Annotated in this window: 13 protein-coding genes; 6 read left to right on the top strand and 7 right to left on the bottom strand. The window is 70.8% G+C overall.

Features of this window, described 5'->3' with window-relative positions:
* Positions 1-21: 21 nt before the first annotated feature.
* The 3 genes from F563_RS0115935 to F563_RS0115925 are packed head-to-tail and all read right to left on the bottom strand — an operon-like array spanning position 22 to position 3,229.
* A complete protein-coding gene (locus tag F563_RS0115935) occupies positions 22-1,023 on the bottom strand; it encodes an NAD(P)H-quinone oxidoreductase (RefSeq protein WP_019015682.1) in 1,002 nt (333 codons plus the stop codon).
* Positions 1,023-1,991 (bottom strand): Bug family tripartite tricarboxylate transporter substrate binding protein, encoded by a 969-nt coding sequence (locus F563_RS0115930; protein WP_019015681.1) that lies wholly within the window; start codon positions 1,989-1,991, stop codon positions 1,023-1,025. Before F563_RS0115930 ends, F563_RS0115935 begins: the two co-directional genes overlap by 1 nt.
* Before the next feature lie 59 nt (positions 1,992-2,050).
* Complete coding sequence (locus F563_RS0115925) at positions 2,051-3,229, bottom strand: diaminopropionate ammonia-lyase (RefSeq protein ID WP_019015680.1); 1,179 nt, start codon at positions 3,227-3,229, stop codon at positions 2,051-2,053.
* A 70-nt stretch (positions 3,230-3,299) separates the two neighbouring features.
* Between F563_RS0115925 and F563_RS0115920 the strand changes: the two genes are divergently transcribed.
* Complete coding sequence (locus F563_RS0115920) at positions 3,300-3,587, top strand: hypothetical protein (protein ID WP_019015679.1); 288 nt, start codon at positions 3,300-3,302, stop codon at positions 3,585-3,587.
* Between the two features lie 116 nt (positions 3,588-3,703).
* On the opposite strand, the gene F563_RS0115910 is transcribed toward F563_RS0115920, so the two are convergent.
* From F563_RS0115910 to F563_RS22905, 3 genes are read right to left on the bottom strand one after another with little or no spacing between them, the layout of a single operon-like run.
* A complete protein-coding gene (locus F563_RS0115910; protein ID WP_019015677.1) occupies positions 3,704-5,029 on the bottom strand; it encodes a ferredoxin reductase family protein in 1,326 nt (441 codons plus the stop codon).
* Positions 5,026-7,419 carry an AAA family ATPase gene (locus F563_RS24065; RefSeq protein ID WP_019015676.1) on the bottom strand — a complete coding sequence of 798 codons (2,394 nt, stop codon included), beginning with the start codon at positions 7,417-7,419 and terminating at the stop codon, positions 5,026-5,028. The genes F563_RS0115910 and F563_RS24065 overlap by 4 nt, the downstream gene beginning before the upstream one ends.
* A 4-nt stretch (positions 7,420-7,423) precedes the next feature.
* Positions 7,424-8,587: a metallophosphoesterase family protein gene (locus F563_RS22905; protein ID WP_019015675.1), complete on the bottom strand. Its 1,164-nt coding sequence runs from the start codon at positions 8,585-8,587 to the stop codon at positions 7,424-7,426.
* A gap of 130 nt (positions 8,588-8,717) precedes the next feature.
* Between F563_RS22905 and F563_RS22900 the strand changes: the two genes are divergently transcribed.
* The 5 genes from F563_RS22900 to F563_RS0115865 all read left to right on the top strand — a co-directional run bounded on the left by F563_RS22900 (position 8,718) and on the right by F563_RS0115865 (position 16,626).
* Entirely contained in the window at positions 8,718-10,787 is a 2,070-nt protein-coding gene (locus tag F563_RS22900; protein ID WP_019015674.1) for an AAA family ATPase, read from the top strand.
* Positions 10,788-10,863: 76 nt separating this feature from the next.
* Positions 10,864-11,868, top strand: a complete 1,005-nt coding sequence (locus tag F563_RS0115890; protein ID WP_019015673.1) for a helix-turn-helix transcriptional regulator — start codon at positions 10,864-10,866, stop codon at positions 11,866-11,868.
* Between the two features lie 36 nt (positions 11,869-11,904).
* Positions 11,905-12,981, top strand: coding sequence for an MBL fold metallo-hydrolase (locus tag F563_RS22895; RefSeq protein WP_156825213.1), 1,077 nt, complete (start codon positions 11,905-11,907; stop codon positions 12,979-12,981).
* Positions 12,982-13,699: 718 nt separating this feature from the next.
* Positions 13,700-15,112: a toll/interleukin-1 receptor domain-containing protein gene (locus tag F563_RS0115870; protein ID WP_156825212.1), complete on the top strand. Its 1,413-nt coding sequence runs from the start codon at positions 13,700-13,702 to the stop codon at positions 15,110-15,112.
* On the top strand, positions 15,109-16,626 hold the full coding sequence (locus F563_RS0115865; protein WP_026299638.1) for an argonaute/piwi family protein: 1,518 nt from the start codon (positions 15,109-15,111) through the stop codon (positions 16,624-16,626). Before F563_RS0115870 ends, F563_RS0115865 begins: the two co-directional genes overlap by 4 nt.
* Before the next feature lie 78 nt (positions 16,627-16,704).
* Here the strand turns inward: F563_RS0115865 and F563_RS22890 are convergent.
* Positions 16,705-16,944: transposase (locus F563_RS22890; protein WP_019015669.1), on the bottom strand; the 240-nt coding region annotated here is incomplete at its 5' end.

Genomic DNA, 16,944 nt, shown 5'->3' with positions numbered 1-16,944 from the left:
GCGCCGGGCGCGAATGCCGGGTCAGCGCAGCGTCAGCATGATCTTGCCGATATGCGCGCTCGACTCCATCAGGCGATGCGCATCGGCAACGTCCTCGAGCGCATAGGTGCCGTAGATCACCGGCCTGCAGCGACCCGCGGACAGCACCGGCCAGACCCGCGCGCGCAGCTCCGCAGCGATCGCGCCCTTCTGCTCCGTCGTGCGCGGGCGCATGGTGCTGCCGGTGATCGTCAGCCGCTTGGTCATCACCGGCAGGAAGTCGAAATCGCGCGTCTTCGAGCCTTGCAGGAAGGCGATCTGCACGAGCCGGCCTTCAAGCGCGAGACAGCGGAGGTTGCGCGCGATGTAGTCGCCGCCGACCATGTCGAGCACCACATCGACGCCGCGCCCATCCGTCAGCCGCTTCACCTCCTCGACGAAATCCTGCGCGTTGTAGTCGATCGCCGCCTCGGCGCCGAGGCGCAGGCAGGCGGTGCACTTGTCCACGTTGCCGGCGGTGGCGAACACCCGCGCGCCGAACTCGCGCGCGAGCTGGATCGCGGTCGTGCCGATCCCGGAGGAGCCACCGTGGATCAGCACCGTCTCGCCCTTCGCGAGCCGGCCGCGCTGGAACAGGTTGGCCCAGACGGTGAAATAGGTCTCGGGCAGGGCGGCCGCGTGCAGATGGTCGTAGCCCTCGGGCGGGGGCAGGCATTGCGGCGCGGGCACCGCGACATACTCGGCGTAGCCGCCGCCGTTGCAGAGCGCGGTGACCGGATCGCCGACCTTCCAGCCTTCCACCCCCGCGCCGAGCGCCGCGACCGTGCCCGCCGCCTCCAGCCCCAGGATCGGCGAGGCCCCGGGCGGCGGCGGATAGGCGCCGCGGCGCTGCTGGATGTCGGGACGGTTCACGCCGGCGGCATGCACCTCGATCAGGATCTCGCCCGGCCCCGGCTCGGGCACCGGGCCGGAGACGATCTTCATCACCTCCGGCCCGCCATGCCCCGCGCAGGCGACATGACGCATCGTGTCGGGCACGGGCATCAGTTCACCGTGATCCCGGCCTCGCGGATCACCTTGCCCCACTTGTCGCGCTCGGCGATCAGGAACGCGCGCGCGCTCTCGGGTGTCGAGTCCGTGATCACCTCGGCGGTGAGTTCGAGCAGGCGGTTCTTCACCTCGGGCACCGCCGCGGACTCGTTCACCACCCGATTGAGCCGCGTCACGATCGCCTGCGGTGTGCCCGCGGGCACATGCACCATGTGCCAGGTGTAGGCCTCGTAACCCGGCACCCCAGCCTCGTCGAAGGTGGGCAGGTCGGGGGCGAGGCTGGAGCGCTGCTTCGAGGAGATCGCGAGCCCCTTCACACGGCCGTCGCGCACGTAGCCGAGCGCGCTTGCCGCGACATCGACGCTGAACGCGATCCGTCCGGCGATCAGGTCGGGCAGTAGCGCCGAGGAGCCGCGATAGGGAACGTGGTTGGCCTTCGTTCCGCTCATCGACAGGAACAGTTCGGAGGCGAGATGCACCGCGCCGCCGTTGCCCGACGAGCCGTAGTCGAACTCGCCCGGCTTGGATTTCAGGAGCGCGATCAGCTCGGCGAGCGAGTTCACCGGCAGGTCCTTGTTGACGATCATGATCATCGGCACGACCGCGACCAGGGAGACCGGGATGAAGTCGGCCACCGGGTCGAAGGTGAGGCGCTGGAACAGCGACGGCATCACCGCCTGCGCGACCGTGCTGTAGAGGATCGTGTGGCCGTCCTTCGGCGCCTTGGCGACCACCTCGGTGCCGACCAGCGCGCCCGCGCCGGTGCGGTTCTCCACCACCACGCGCTGCGGCAGGCGCTTGCTCATCTCCTCCGCGATCAGCCGCGCGGGGATGTCGGTCGGGCCGCCCGCGGCGAAGGGGACGATCATGCGGATCGGCTGGTTCGGCCATTCCTGCGCGCGCGCGGCGGCGGGCAGGGCCGCGAGCGGAGTGGCCGCGAGCAGGGTGCGACGGGTGAGCATGGCGGACGGTCCCTGGGCTGTTGTCGTTGCCTGGAGGCTGGGGTGCCGCGCGACCCCGGTCAAGCGGGCGCGCCGACCAGCCGGGCGTAGAGTTCGGGATCGGTCGCACCCTCGGTGCCGAACAGCAGAACGCGGGAGGAGGCATCAAGGGCGAGCGGTGCGGCGGTCGGATCGCCAAGCGCGAGCGCGAGACCGATCAGCCCCGCGACCGCGCTCTCGCCCGCGACCACGCCCGGATCGCCGTCCTGCCCGCGCGCGAGCGCCCGCATCGCCGGCGCGACCGCCTCGTCGGGCACGGCCATGAAGGCATCGGCGCGGTAGAGGAGTTCGTCGAAGGCAAGGATCGACACCTCGCCGCAGGCGAGCCCGGCCATGAGCGTGTCGGGGCCGGGCGGCGACGGGGTGGGCGTCCCCGCCACCGCGCTGCGGTAGAGGCAGTCGAACCGGTCGGGCTCGACCACGACCAGACGCGGCCCGTCCGCGCCGAAGTGCAGCGCCGCCTGCGCGGCGACCGCGGCGGCCACGCCGCCGACGCCGCCCTGCACGAACAGGTGGGTCGGTGCGGGACCGGTCCATTGCGCGAAGGCCTCGTCCGCCATCACGCGGTAGCCCTGCATCACGTCGCGCGGGATGTCGGTGTAGCCGGGATAGGAGGTGTCGGAGACCACGGTCCAGCCATTCGCCGCCGCGTCCTCGGCGGCGCGGCGCACCGCGTCGTCGTAGGTGCCCGGCACGCGCCGCACCTCGGCACCGAAGCGGGCGATCGCCGCCGCCCGGCCGTCACTGACGGTCTCGTGGATGTAGATCACCGCGCGGCAGTGGAAGCGCTGCGCCCCCCAGGCGACCGAGCGGCCGTGATTGCCGTCGGTCGCGCAGGTGACGGTGATGTCGCCGGTCAGGGCGGCGTGGCGCCCGGCGGCGAGGTCCGCGTCGGTCGCCGTGATCCCGCGCGCGGCGAGCGTGCGGATCAGATGGCGCGCCACCGCATAGGCCCCGCCGAGCGCCTTGAAGCTGCCGAGCCCGAACCGCCCTCCCTCGTCCTTCCAGCGCAGCGCGCCGATGCCGAGGGTGCGTGCCAGGCCCGGCAGATCGACGAGCGGGGTCGCCGCGTATCCGGGCCAGCAGGTGATCGCGCCACGCGCGGCGCGGAAGCCCGCCTCGTCGAGCACCGGTGCGCCGGCGCGCCCCTTGGCGGCATTGAGATGGACGCGGAACGGCAGGGTCGGGAGGAGCGTCACTTGACCTCGGTCAACGAGCACGGCGGATGGAGGCGTCAGACTGCCGCGAAACGCCGGAGGGAGATAGTCCATGTGCATCGTGCTCGCCGCCCTGCTCGCCCTGCCGCTGACCGCGCCCGTCTCGACGCTGGCGATGGGTCAGCAGCCGCGCGCGACCGATCCGGGCGAGACCGCCTACCAGGAGGCCTGCGCCTCGTGCCACCGCACGCCGACGCGGTTCATGCGCCGCTTCGTCGACCTCGCGCAGGCGGATCGGCAGGCCGCGCTGGACGACTTCCTCAAGACCCACTACGCCGAGGACGCCGGCAAGCGCGCGGCCATCATCGCGTGGCTGGAGGCGAATCACGTGCGGCGCTGACGCGCTACAGAACAAGCGCGCGGAGCGCGAACAGCAGGACCGCAAGCCACACCGCGCCGAGCAGCAGCCGCACGCCGTTGCGCATGCGCCGCTCCACGCGCGGCATCGGCGCGCGCTCAGTCATAGTCGAACCGCTCGTAGCGGATCGCGGCGGGCGGCAGGCCGAGCCGCTCCAGGCTCGCCGCGACCGCCAGCATCATCGGTGTCGGTCCGCAGACCATCGCCACCGTGCGGTGCGGATCGAGGCCGTCCATCGCCGCGCGCAGGATCGCCTCGTCGAGGATGCCGCGCGTCGCGCCCGCGCAGAGCGGCCCCTCGTCCACGCGGAGGAAGAGGCCGAAACCCTTCTCGGCGGCCGTGCGCGTGAGCTCCTCGCGGTAGAGCAGGCGTTCGGCCGTCCAGGCGCCATAGACGAGCCGGACCGCGCCGGCATCCGGCCGGCTGGCGAGGTCGCGCCAGAGCGACAGGATCGGCGCGATCCCGGCTCCGCCGGCGATCAGCAGCACGGCGCGCCGCTCGCGCGGGTCGAGCACGAAGGCGCCGTGCGGCGCATCGACCCGCACGTCCGATCCGATCGGCAGCGATCCGATCGTGCGCGTGAGATCCCCGGCCTCGCGGATGACGAAGGCGAGCCGCGGATCGCCGGGCGCGGAGGCGATCGAGAACGGGTTGTCGTCCCAGGGCGCGCGGCGGCCGAAGGCGAGCCAGGCGAACTGGCCGGCGGCGAAGGGAAGCGGCGCGCGCGAAGGGCGCTCCAGCGCGACCTCCCAGTAGTTGGGGCCGAGCGGGGCGACGGCGGCGACGCGCCAGCCCGCGCGGCCGTCGCGCAGCGGCTTGAGGACCCAGGTCCACACCAATGCCGCGGCCGCCAGCGCGAGCCCGCCGAGCCAGAACCCGCGCAGCGGCGCGGCCTCGCTGTAGAGCCCGACGCGCAGCGCGTGATGCACCGCGAAGGCGGCGGCCGCGAGGCCGAGTGCCGCGTGCAGCGCCCGCCAGCGCTGATAGGCGAGGCCGACACGGGCGCGCGCGAGCGAGGCCGCCACAACGACGAGCAGCAGCGCGAGCGCGATCACGCCGCTCTGCATCCGCTCGGCGCCGAACATGCGCACCAGGCCGTCGAGCGCGCGGCCGGGCTGCGTCAGCAGCAGCGGCGCGAGGAACGCGGCCGGGTGCAGCAGCACCATCGCGGCGAGGGCGATCCCCGCGGAGCGGTGGAGCCGCATGGTCCAGTCGATGCCGACCCGGCCGGCGATCGTCTCCAGCCGGCCGGAATGCGCGAACTGCAACAGCATCAGCGCGAGGGACGCGAGCCCGAGCCCGATGCCGAGCTCCGCCTGCACCGCCTCGGGCGGCTCGCCGGAGGCGAGGGCCAGGATCAGCGGCGCGCAGGCGGCGAGCACGAACATTGCGGCGACCAGCCAGGGTGGCAGGCCGCGCGTCATGACACGTGCTCGAGTGCGAGCCTGTGCCCACCGAGCCGCGCAAAGAGGCCCGTGCGGCAGGTCAGCACCACGATCTGCATCCGCTCCGCCGCCGCGCTCAGGATGTCGAACATGCGTTCGATCCGGTCATCGTCGGAGAACACCAGCGCGTCGTCCAGGATCACCGGGACGGGCCGTCCCTGCCGCCGCAGGATCTCGGCGAAGGCGAGGCGGACCAGCACCGCGATCTGCTCTTGCGTGCCCCGCGAGAGGATGGCGAAGGTTTCGTCGCGGCCGCTGCGCGAGAGCCCGGCCGGCTGGAGCGTCGCCTCGTCGAGGGTGGCGCGCGCGCCAGGAATCAGCTGGTCCAGCCACGGCGCGAGCGTGCGTGTCACTGGTTCAAGCCAGGAGGCTGTCGCCGCTTCTTCCGCCTGCCGCAACGTTTCGTCGAGCAGATTGAGCGCGGCGCGGCGCGTTTCGAGCTGGTCGAGCTCGCGGTGGAGACGGTCGCGTTCGCCCTCGGCCGCGGCGATGTGCTCGTCGAGGCCCTCGGCCTCGATCCGGGCGAGCCCGCCTTCAATCCGGGCGATCTCGTCGGCAATCCGCTGGTCCTCGGCACGCTCCGTGTTCCGAGCGGCTTCGAGACGAGCGATCTCGGCCTTGATCGCCGCTCGTTCCTCGGCCGTCGGCACGGCGAGCGCCGCCGCGTCGTCCTGCCGCCGCTTCGCATCCTCGTCGAGACGCCGGACCCGTTCTTCGAGGTCATCATCCGGTTCGCGCGCGCGCGCCTCGCCGAGGCGGTCGGCAAGGCGCCGTGCGGCCTCTGCCTTGGCCTCGGCATCGGCCGAGCGTCGTTCCGCTTCGCGTGCCGCTCGATCTGCCGCAGCCCGGGCCGCGTTGGCCTCGTCCGACGGGGGGGCTACCGCTTCCGCCGCAAGCCCGGCCTCGTCGCCGAGTTCCCGAGCGCGCGCCTCGGCCTGCTGCGCCTCCGCCTCGGCCCCGGCGAGGGCGGCGGCGATCTCCGTGCCCGGAGCGAGGGCCTCGGCCGCGGCTTGCGCGGCGGCGCGCTCGGCTGCGGTGGTGGCGAGTGCTCGCTGGGCCGCAGCGCGTCGGCCGAGCGCGCGGGCGAATAGGAACGCGGCACCGGCCAGAGCAACGACGGCGGCCGCGACACCCCACCACCACGCCTCCGCCAGCCCCGGCACGAAGCCTGGTACCGCCGCGAGGACAGCAGCCAGCACCACCAGCGCGGCCGCAGCGCCGTTTGCCGTCGCGGTAGGCTGCGCCTGTCGCGCCCGCGCCTCGGCCTCGCCGGCAGCCCGTAGCCGGTCGGCCACCTTGGCCAGCACATCGACGCGGTCGCGGCATTGGCGTGCCGCAGCGACCGCCGTCGTTGCCGCCGCCCGCAGCGCCGCGCGACGGGCCTCTTCCTCCGCGGCTACTGCCTCCTGTGTTGCTTCCTGCGCCGCTTCACGGGCGCGGACGGCTTCCTGCTCGGCCTTGCCCGATTCGTCGCGGTCGCGCTGGCGCTGATCCCGCTCCCGTACCGCCGCCTGGGCGAAGATCGCGGCGGTCTGGGCTGCATGGAGGGCCGCCTCGCGACGTTCCTTCGCGCGGTCGAGTTCTCCGAGCTTGGTGCGCGCCTCGTCGAGCTTGCGCTCGAACGCCTGCTCGGTGCGGGCTTCCAGTCGCAGGGCGCGCTGGTCGCGCAGCTCGGCGAGCCGGCCGAGATCGGTTTCGACGTCGCGGCGGCGTTGCCCCAAGTCGGTGATCTCGCGGTCCAGCTCGTCGCGCCGGTCGCGTGCCGTGCGCAGTCGGCCTCGCGTCTCACGACCGCCGGGCGACTGGAACGCGGCGAGTTCGTGGGCGACCGCGGCGCGCAGCCGGGCGATGCCGGCCGCCCCAGTGACCGTGCCGACTTCGGCTTCCAGCGCGCTCCGCAGAGTCCGGCGCGCCGGGTCATCGAGCCGGGCGAGATCGAAGGAATGCCCCTGTTCGACCCAAAGTGCGCCCCAGACACCGCGTTCGGTCTCGCCGCGGCCGCGCGCCGCGGCGAGACCGAACAGCCGGCGGATTGCCTGTTCGGCCTCTTCGCCGGTGAGCGTCTCGCCCGCCGGCGTGATCACCTCCGCCCGCCCGGTCCGGCCGGCGAAGTGCTTGAAGATCACCCACTGCCCAGCACTGTCGGCCAGTTCCAGCCGCACTCTGGGGATGCCGCCACCAACCGGGCGCAGCGTCTCAGCCGCGTTGCGATGCGGCAGGAAGATCGCCGCTTGAATCGCCGCAAGCAGTGTGGACTTGCCGGCCTCGTTCTCGGCCGCGAGCACATTGAGCCCCGGCGCGAAAGGGCCGACGCGCCAGCGGCCTGCGAAGCGGCGCACCTCCTCGACCTCAACGGCGACGAGCCTCATCGCGTCAGCCCCTGGCGAGAGAGCGCATGAGCCACAGCTCGACCAGCGCGCGCCGCGCCGCCTCGGCCTGCGGCGACGCCGGATCGCGCGCGAGCGCCGCCAGCCGGTCGGCGGCGCTGCGCACCGCGCCCTCCAGGTCGATCGCGGCGAGTTCGGCATCCTCGGGCCGCACCTCCAGGCCGGCAAGGTCGAGATCGAGCCAGCGCAGCCGGGCGGCGAGCGTCTCCTCGATGCGGTCGCGGAAGCGCTCGCGCCCTGCGAGCGTCAGCGCGCCGCGCGGGGCGAGGCGCAGCACGATGTCGGCGGCGTCCGGCATCGCGAGGAAACGATCCGCGAGCGCGTCGATCTCCGCGGCCTCCGCCAGCACCGGCTCGGCGAGGTGCCAGATGAAGCGCCCCGTCGGCACACGCTCGACCCGCACCGCGCCGGGCCCGTCGATCGTGACCGCGAGCGCGAAACCGCCGCCGCAGCGTGTGCCATCGCCGTCGGGATCGATCCGGAACCGCTCCGGCTCCGGCGTGCCGCTGTACCAGGTGGCCGGGCCGACGCGGATCGTGCGGTGCCAGTCGCCGAGCGCGAGATAGGCGAGTCCCGCGCGGTCGGCGCGGTCGGGCGCGATCGGGTTCACCTCCGCCCCCTCCTCGGCGCCGAACCCCGCGACCGCACCGTGCGCAAGGCCAATGCGCAGGGCGCCGTCGGGCGTCGCGGCCTGGTCCATCCAAGCGGTCGGATCACCCGGCACGCGGCGATGGCCGAGCGGGCTCGGCAGCAGCACGGCGGGCCGCTCGCCCGGCGCGGGATCGAGGGGAACCGCCTCGGCGTCGAGATGCGCGCGGACGTTCGGCGGCCAGCCCTTGCGACCGAGCCGCTCCCACAAGCCACCGGGTTGGTGCGGGTCGTGGTTGCCGGGCAGCAGGTGCCAGACGAGGTCGGCAGCGGCCGCCATGCGCGCGAGCACCCGGTCCAGCGTGTGGTCGGAGAGCTGGGTGCTGTCGAACACGTCGCCGGCGATCAGCAGGCGCGGTGCACCGGCCGCGCGCGCGGCCTGCGCCAGCCGAGCGAGCACGTCGAATCGCTCCGCCGCCAGCACCGCCGCCGTCTCCGGCGGGGCGAAGGCGAAGCCGCGGCCGAGCTGAAGGTCGGAGCTGTGAAGGAGTCGCACGGGCATGGGCCGCGCAAGCCTGCCTGAACCCGGCCGCGTCGGCAAAGACGACGGGATCGGACATACGTCCGGTTCTGACGCGTCAGCTCCCTACGGTCGCCCGAGGCGAGAACGGAACGGGTACGGGAGAGACCGCATGGACGCCGGCGAACAGACCATCGCCCTGGAGTACGCCAAGAACGCGCTGGCCCAGGTGCCCCGCCGCTCGCGCCGCGCGACCGCCGTCGCCGCCTGGCTCACCCGCTACCAGGACGCGCTCGGCCTCGCCCCACGCGCCGCGCGCGAGCCCGATCCGCGCCAGGACGAACTGTTCGCCGAAGGCGCGCTCGACGCCGCCGCCTGGAAGCTGATCCAGCGCCGCATCGAGGCGCGCACCGCCAAGGCCCGCCGTGCGGTCAGCGCCATCACGCTCCGGCTGAACGCCGTCACCCGCGCGGTCGGGCTTGACGAGGCGGAGGCGGCGATCCTCGGCCTCGCCGTGCGCTACCGCCTGCACCGGCCGGTGGAGCGGCTCTGGGACATGGTGTCGGACGCCATGGGGGGCGCGATGCGGCTCTCGGCCGACGCGCCGATGATCGCGCTGCTGACCGGCCTGCCGCAGGCGACGGTCGAGCGGCGCCTCGCGCCGACCGGCACGCTGCGCGCGGCCGGGCTGCTGACCGTGGACGGCGACGGCGAACTGATCGTGCTGGAGCGGCTGAAGCGCCAGCTCTCGGACGCGCTCGGCATTCCGCCCTCGGCCCCGCAGGTCGCCGGCGAGGCGCTGCTCGGCCGGCCGCTCGCCGCCAGCCTGGCGATGGAGGATTTCGCCCATCTCGGCGAGTCGGCGCGCCATGCCGTCGAGGTGCTGGCCGGCGCGCTGCGCGCCCGCCGGCCGGGCACGCATGTGCTGCTCTACGGCCCGCCCGGCACGGGCAAGACCGAGTTCTGCAAGACCCTCGCCGCCGCGGTGGGCGCGCCGCTCTATGCGGTGGGCGAGGTCGCGGAGGACGGGCACGAGCCCGGGCGGAGCGAGCGGCTCGCGGAGCTTCGCCTCGCCCAGCGCCTGCTCGCCGGCGGCTCGCCCGCGCTGCTGCTGTTCGACGAGGCGGAAGACCTGTTCGACCAGGGGCTCGCGGGGCTGCTGAACGGCCAGGGGGGCGGGCGCGCCTCGCTCTTGCGCACGCTGGAAACCACGCCGGTGCCGGTGTTGTGGACGACCAATGCGCTCGGGCCGCTCGGCCCGGCGGTGATCCGGCGCATGACCTTCGCGATCGAGCTGCGCGTGCCTGACCTGCCGGTGCGCGAGCGGCTGTGGGTGCGCGAACTGGCCCGCCACGGCGTGGTGATGCCGCCGCCGGAGGTCGCGCGGCTCGCCCGCGACGTGGCCGCCCCGCCGGCAGTGGCGGCGGCCGCGGTCTCGGCCGCGGCGCTGACCGGCGGCGGGCCGGAGGCGGTGCGGCGCGGCGTGCTCGCGGTCGCCAAGGCGATGGGCGGCGGGCGCCTGCCGTTGCAGCCATCGGCGCCGGAACGCGTCTTCGATGCGAGCCTCGCCAATGCCGACACCGATCTCGCGGCGCTCGCGGACCGGCTCGCCGCACCGGACGCGCCGCGAGCGGTGTCGCTGCTGCTGTCCGGTCCGCCCGGCACGGGCAAGAGCGCCTTCGCGCGCGACCTGGCCGAGCGCCTGGGCCTCGACCCGATGGTGAAGCGGGCCTCGGACCTGCTGTCGCGCTGGGTCGGCGGCAGCGAGCAGGCGATCGCCGCGGCGTTCCAGGAGGCGGCCGAAGAGAACCGCTTCCTGATCATCGACGAAGCCGACGGCTTGCTCGCCGACCGGCGCGGGGCGGCGCAGTCCTGGGAGGTGACCCAGGTGAACGAACTCCTCACCTGGATGGAGCACCACCCGCTGCCCTTCGCCTGCACAACCAACCTACCCGAACGGCTCGACCCCGCGTGTCTGCGGCGGTTCCTGGTGAAGGTGCGCTTCGACGCGCTGCGGCCGGAGCAGGCGCGGGCGGCGTTCGAGCGGTTCTTCGCCGCCGCCGCTCCGTCCGGCCTTGCCGACCTTCCACCGCTGGTTCCGGCCGATTTCGCGTTGGTTGCGCGCAAGGCGCGGCTGCTCGGCCGGATCGAGGATCCGGAGGCGCTGCTGCAACTCTTGGCTGAGGAGGCCGCCGCACGCCCGGGCGCGACCGCTCCGGTGGGCTTCCGGCCACGAGATTAATGCGTTTTTGACGATCCTTTCACGCGCGCGTCTCGGCTTTGTTCATCACCATGAACGGGAAAGCTCGGGTTGGGGGATGCATTATCAGAAGCTCGAACAGATCCTGCGCCTCGCTCTCGCCTTCCAAGGCACGCGCGAGGGACTTTCGCTCGCCGATGTCCAGCGTGAATTCGGGGTGGCGCGCCGCACGGCAGAGCGCATGCGCGACGCCGTGGCGCGCGTCTTCCCGCAGTTCGAACGCTGCGATGACGGCGAACGGGTGCGGCGCTGGCGCCTGCCCGCCGGCACGCTGGGCGGGCTGGTGGCGGTCTCGGCCGAGGAACTCGCCGAGCTCGACGCCGCCGCGGCCGCGCTGACGCGCCGGGGGCTGCGCGAGCGCGCCGACCTCGTGATCTCGGCGACGCAGAAGCTGCGCGCGACCGCCCGGCCGGATCATCTGCGCCGGATCGAACCCGATCTCGAAGTGCTGACCGAGGCCGAGGGCACGGCGCTGCGCCCGGGCCCGCGCCCGGTCCTGCCGCCGGGTCTGCTGACCAAGCTGCGCCGCGCCATCATCTCCTGCCTGCCGGTGACGATGGAGTACCGCTCGCGCCGGTCCGGCGAGCCTTATGTCACCGAGGTGCACCCCTACGGCATGCTGTACGGCAGCCGCCCGCTGCTGGTCGCCGCCGCCGAGCCCTGGGACGACCCCAAGCTCTATCGGCTGGACCGGATCGGCATGCTCGACCTGGGCAACACGCCCTTCGTCCGCCGTGCCGATTTCCGCCTGGAGGAGTTCGCCGCGCGCGCCTTCGGCACCTGGCAGGAGGAGCCGTTCGACGTGGCCCTCCGCTTCGACGCCGCGACCGCCGACGAGGCGGCGCAGTGGCGTTTCCACCCCTCCCAGACGGCGGAGCGCGACGATGAAGGCCGCCTGGTGGTGCGGTTCCGGGCCGGCGGGGCGCAGGAGATGTCCTGGCACGTCTTCACCTGGGGCACTTCGGTGGAGATCCTAGAACCGCCGTCGCTGCGTCAGCGTCTGGTGGCGCTGCTGCGCGCGGCACTCGAGCATCACGAAGGGGCCGACGCCGTCGCGGCCTGAGCTGCGCTCTGCAACACCGCGCGCACGCACACATCGGTGAACCGAGCGGTCGCGGCCGCGGCGCTGACGGCCCGGCCGAGTGCGCTATGGTTCGGCCGCGCGTCGGGGCGCCGCGACGGGCCAGCCCTGCGCATCGTCGGAAAGGGGTACAGCACCATGATCGACCGCCGCTCCCTGCTCGCGACCGCCCCGCTGCTCGCCGTGTCGGCCACCGCCACGGCCGCGCCGCCGCCTGCCGGCACGGCCGCGCCCGGGTTCCACCGCATCCGCGTCGGCGAGGCCGAGATCACGGCGCTGCTCGATGGCGGCATGCGCATGCCCGAGGCGAACGCGCCGCGCTTCTTCCGCGACTACGACGAGGCGGTGGTGCGCCGGTTGCGCGAGCATGCCTATTTCGTCGAGGGGTTCCTGCACCAGCCGGTCGGTGTCTATCTGGTGAACACCGGCCGCAACCTGGTGCTGATCGATGCCGGCGGCGAGCATGCGTTCTTCCCCGGCACCGGGCGGATGCGCGAGGCCTTCGCCGCCTCCGGCTATCGGCCGGAGCAGGTGGACACGGTGCTGCTGACGCATATCCACCCCGAGCATGCGCTGGGGCTGGTGGACGGCGACGGCGGGCGCGCCTTCCCGCACGCCGAGGTGGTGGTGTCGGCGCAGGACCATGGGTTCTGGACCGATCCGGCGATGGAGAGCCGGGTGCCGCAGGGTCAGCGGTTCATCCAGGCCGGGCGGCGTGCGATCGGGCCGTATGCCGATCGGATCCGCACCTTCGATGCGACGCGCGAGGTGGAGGTGGTGCCGGGCATCACGACCATGCCGGCGATCGGGCACACGCCGGGCCATGTGTCGTATCGGATCAGCAGCGGTGCCGAGCAGATGCTGGTCTGGGGCGATGTGACGCATCAGACGGTGATTCAGTTGGCCAACCCGCGCTGGCGCTTGGGGATCGATGTCGATCCGGAGGCGGCGGTGGAGTCGCGGTTGCGCACCCTGGACATGCTGGCGACGGATCGTGTGCTGGTGGGCGGGGTGCATCTGCCGTGGCCGGCCTTCGGGCGGATCGTGCGTCAGGGCGAGGGGTATGCGTTCGTGCCGCGGCCGTGGCAGCTCTGAGCGTGTGATGCAGGGGGGTGTGGGGGGAGGAGCGTCCTCCCCCACTGGTTTACTGACTTTATGCTTGTATTCCTTTATCGGCCGCGGAGCGGAGAGGGGCGGCCGGGGTACCGGGGTGAGGCGCGCGGAGTGTAGCGGGGCGCTGCGTCAGGATCGGACGTTGATCGTGTCACCCTGCCCAGCTCTCTGCCTGACGATCCGGCGCCAGCCGCGATCGCCGGCCCGTTCCAGGGCCGCTGGTGGCGCTTCGCTGTTCGTGGTTGCCGTGACTATGCGGGATCGCGCCGATCATATTCATCGGTTTCGTGAGTATGGGGGCGGCTGCAGGCCATGATCACGGCGGTGCCGGGCAGACGTCAGGCGCTTGGGCTGCGCGGCGCCGTCCGTCCGCGCTGGTCGTCATCCAGCGCATTCTTGATCGCAAGCTGCGCGAGACCCTCTGCGCCAGGCTAGGGCTGCCTCTACACCCCAAAGGACACGCCAAGATCCGCTAGTTGGGTCAGCCCCAATCGCTCTTTCCGGCCGCGCAGCGGCGAGGCGTTTCGGGCCGCCGGGGGGTGGCGCGCTTTGGGGTCGGGGTGCTGCGTCAGGATTGGGCGTCGATCGGATTATGACTGGGTTTCCCTAACCGAGGCAGCACTCGGAGAAACTGGAAGCACCGTGCGGGGTGGTGTCGCTATTGGGTAACATCAGCAACGTCTACGATTCGAGCGCCCGAATGCACCGCGACACGATCTTCATCACTCACGCCACGCCAGACGACAATGAGTTCGTGCGCTGGCTTGGCGCTCGACTAACCGGGCACGGATACCGGGTCTGGGCCGACCTGTTCGACCTTAAGGGCGGCACGCCCTTCTGGAGCTCGATCGAAGAAGCGCTTCGGCACCATGCGATCAAGGTGATTTACGTGGTATCGCGCGCGAGCATCGACCCACGGAGGACGGGCGTCCGAAACGAGTTGTCCGTCGCTGACACGATGCGGAAGACGTTGGATGATCCGTCGTTCATCATCCCGGTCCGCATCGACGACACGCCCTTCGGCGACTTCCCTATTCAGGTGCACACGCTGAACGGGATTGACTTCAATCAAGGGTGGGGCGCGAAGCTGATCGAGCTTCTGGATACGCTCGATGCAGCGAGAGTTCCTCGGGTACCCGGCGACCTAACGGCCGAGTTCGAGAAGTGGCGTACGACGATCACCCGAACGGCGACGACGGTCGAGGAGAAACCGGAGCCGATCCTGACAAACCTCGTTCCGGTGCGCTCTCTGCCCGCGGCAATCGCGTTCTACGAGTACAAGGGAGACAAGGCCAAGATCGGTCCGGCTCTGAAGGAGACGGGCGTCCCGCACCAGATGTTTCATCGGCTCGTGTTGTCCTTCGCGCACGCCTCCCGCTTCCAGGAGTCTCTGCCGCCGTCTTTCAGCCTGACCCTCCGGGCCGTCGTCCCGTTGGCCGAGTTCCTCGATGGCTCGACTCGGGACGTCACAGCGCCCCGAAAGGACGAGGCCCGCAAGATGACCTCCTACCTTCTGCGAAGGCACATCGAGCGGTATCTGGAGGCTCGGGGGCTCAAGCTCTTTGAGACCTCTTCGGCTCCGAGCTTCTTCTTTCCTTCCGGTCTGGTACCGAACGACAAGGTCTTCTATTCTGATGCGACCGGTCGACGGACATACAAGAACGTCGTTGGTCGTAGCGAGAAGATGAAGGTGCATTGGCACCTCGCGATGAAGGTCAACGTCGTGCTCGGCCCGCCGGCCGTTGTCCGCTTCAGGCCCTACGTATGCTTCTCTGAAGACGGCCAAACCGCCATTCAAGACCCGAAGCGCACGTCTGGCATCCGTCGCCGATTCTGCAAGAACTGGTGGAATGCGCAGTGGCGACAGCTCCAGCAGGCTTTCTGCGCCTTCCTCGCAGACGAAGCTGACGAGATCACCATCCCGCTCGACGGCGCGGAGAGCCTCGTGCTCAACGGCCGCCTTCTCGAACTCGTAGCTACGCGCACGATGCCAAACGACCTCAAGGTCGCGGACGAGCCCGCGGATCCCGAAGAGCCGGACGACGAGGACTCTGATTTCGATGAGCAGGATGACACCGACGCGGAGGACTTCGACACGGAGGCCTCTGGATGAGTGCTTGGCGGCTTACCCACGTGCCGGAGCCGGCATTGGCATTTGGCTTCGGCCAGACAGCCGAGCACCCGAAGGACGGTCTGTTTCTGTTTGGGCCGCCCGCCTCGAACCAGAATCCTGCGAGAATGGACGTCGGCGTAATCGGCACACCCCAGGGCATCGCGCGCTATGAGCACTGGGTACGCGCGCTTAGCTCGACGATTGCGGCCATCGAGAAGGGCAAGGAAGAGAATAAGATGATGTGGCCTGGCTTCCAGGCCGTTTTCGGCGTTCCCTGGCCCGCGAAGCCCTTCGCCAGTTGCACTATCGACGGGAAAGAGCTGAGCCGCCGCATCCGAATCGAGGATCGACATCAAGCGATCTACGAGGCGGTCAATGTCTATGCGGAGGCGCTCAGGAAGTACCTGCGTGAGGAAGAAGCGCGCCCCAAGCTGTGGTTTGCAATCGTACCGGAGGAAACCTTTCGCTTCGGACGTCCCAAGTCGTTTGTCCCTCGTGATCAACGCGAGAAGTCCACGTCGCCGATCAACCGGAAGGCCGCGCGATCAATTCTGACGAAGGGGTCCATGTTCCCCGAGGAGAATGAGGCGGCGGCGATCTATGAGTACGAACTCAACTTTCACAACCAGCTCAAGGCCCGGCTTCTCGACACCGACCAAGTGATCCAGGTGGTGCGGGAATCGACCCTCGCACCCGACGAGTCTGAGGAAGGGAGCCGCAGATCACTACAGGACCCGGCGTCCGTCGCGTGGAACCTCGCCACGACCAGTTTCTACAAGGCAGGCGGCCGGCCGTGGCGCATCGCGGAAGTGCGAGAAGGTGTGTGTTACGTCGGGCTCGTCTTCAAGCGCATTGAGAACGCCAAGGGGCGTGATAATGCCTGTTGCGGTGCCCAGATGTTCCTGGGGACGGGCGAAGGTGTCGTCTTCAAAGGGGCCGTCGGCCCATGGTACTCGGAGACCGAGAAGAGCTTCCATCTTGATCGGCATCAGGCCGCCGAATTGATGAAGCTTATCGTGGACGCTTACCAGGAGTTGCACCGACGGCCGCCGCGAGAGTTGTTCGTTCACGGCCAAACGTGGTTCGACGCCGAGGAGTGGGTCGGCTTCTCGAGCACCGTGCCGGAGGCGACGAAGCTTGTCGGCGTTCGGATCAGACGCCAGAACGAAATCAAGTTGTTCCGGTATGGCAAGAAGCCGGTTTTGAGGGGAACAGCCATGATTGCCCGATCGGGACGGTCAGCCTACCTTTGGACGGCGGGCTTCACGCCTCGGCTGGATACCTATCCTGGGCGAGAGGTACCGAATCCGCTGACGGTCGACATTGTCCGAGGTGATGCAGACATTGAGCAGGTGTTGTCGGACCTCATGGCGCTCACGAAGCTCAACTTCAACAATGCCGGCTTTTCGGACGGGCTGCCTGTCACGTTGCGGTTCGCCGATCTGGTTGGGGAGATCCTGACCGCCGGACCGGCAGGTCCAAGAGCGCCATTACCGTTCAAGTTCTACATATGATTGGTGCATCCGTCGGCCCTACGCCTATTGTGGCCCAGTGTATGGGACTGTCAGGAGTTTCGTGCGGGACCGTGGTGATCATGGGTTGAGACGGTCCTGGAAGAGGATGGCGAACTGCGCTCTGGCGGCGTGCCATTCCCTGGCGGGCATCCTCCACTCCTTGGCGGTGCGGTTCAAGACGAGGAACAAGAGCTTGAGCGCGGCCTCGTCATGCGGGAAATGGCCGCGGGTTCGCACGGCGCGGCGCAGCTTGGCGTGCAGCGCCTCGATCGCGTTGGTGGTGTAGATGATCCGGCGGACCTCGGCGGGGAAGGCGAA

The organism is Elioraea tepidiphila DSM 17972, assembly GCF_000378465.1.
GTDB classification, from domain to species: Bacteria; Pseudomonadota; Alphaproteobacteria; order Acetobacterales; family Acetobacteraceae; genus Elioraea; species Elioraea tepidiphila.
The sequence above is the reverse complement of the archived record's forward strand: the minus strand, read 5'-3'. Positions and strand labels throughout refer to the sequence as shown.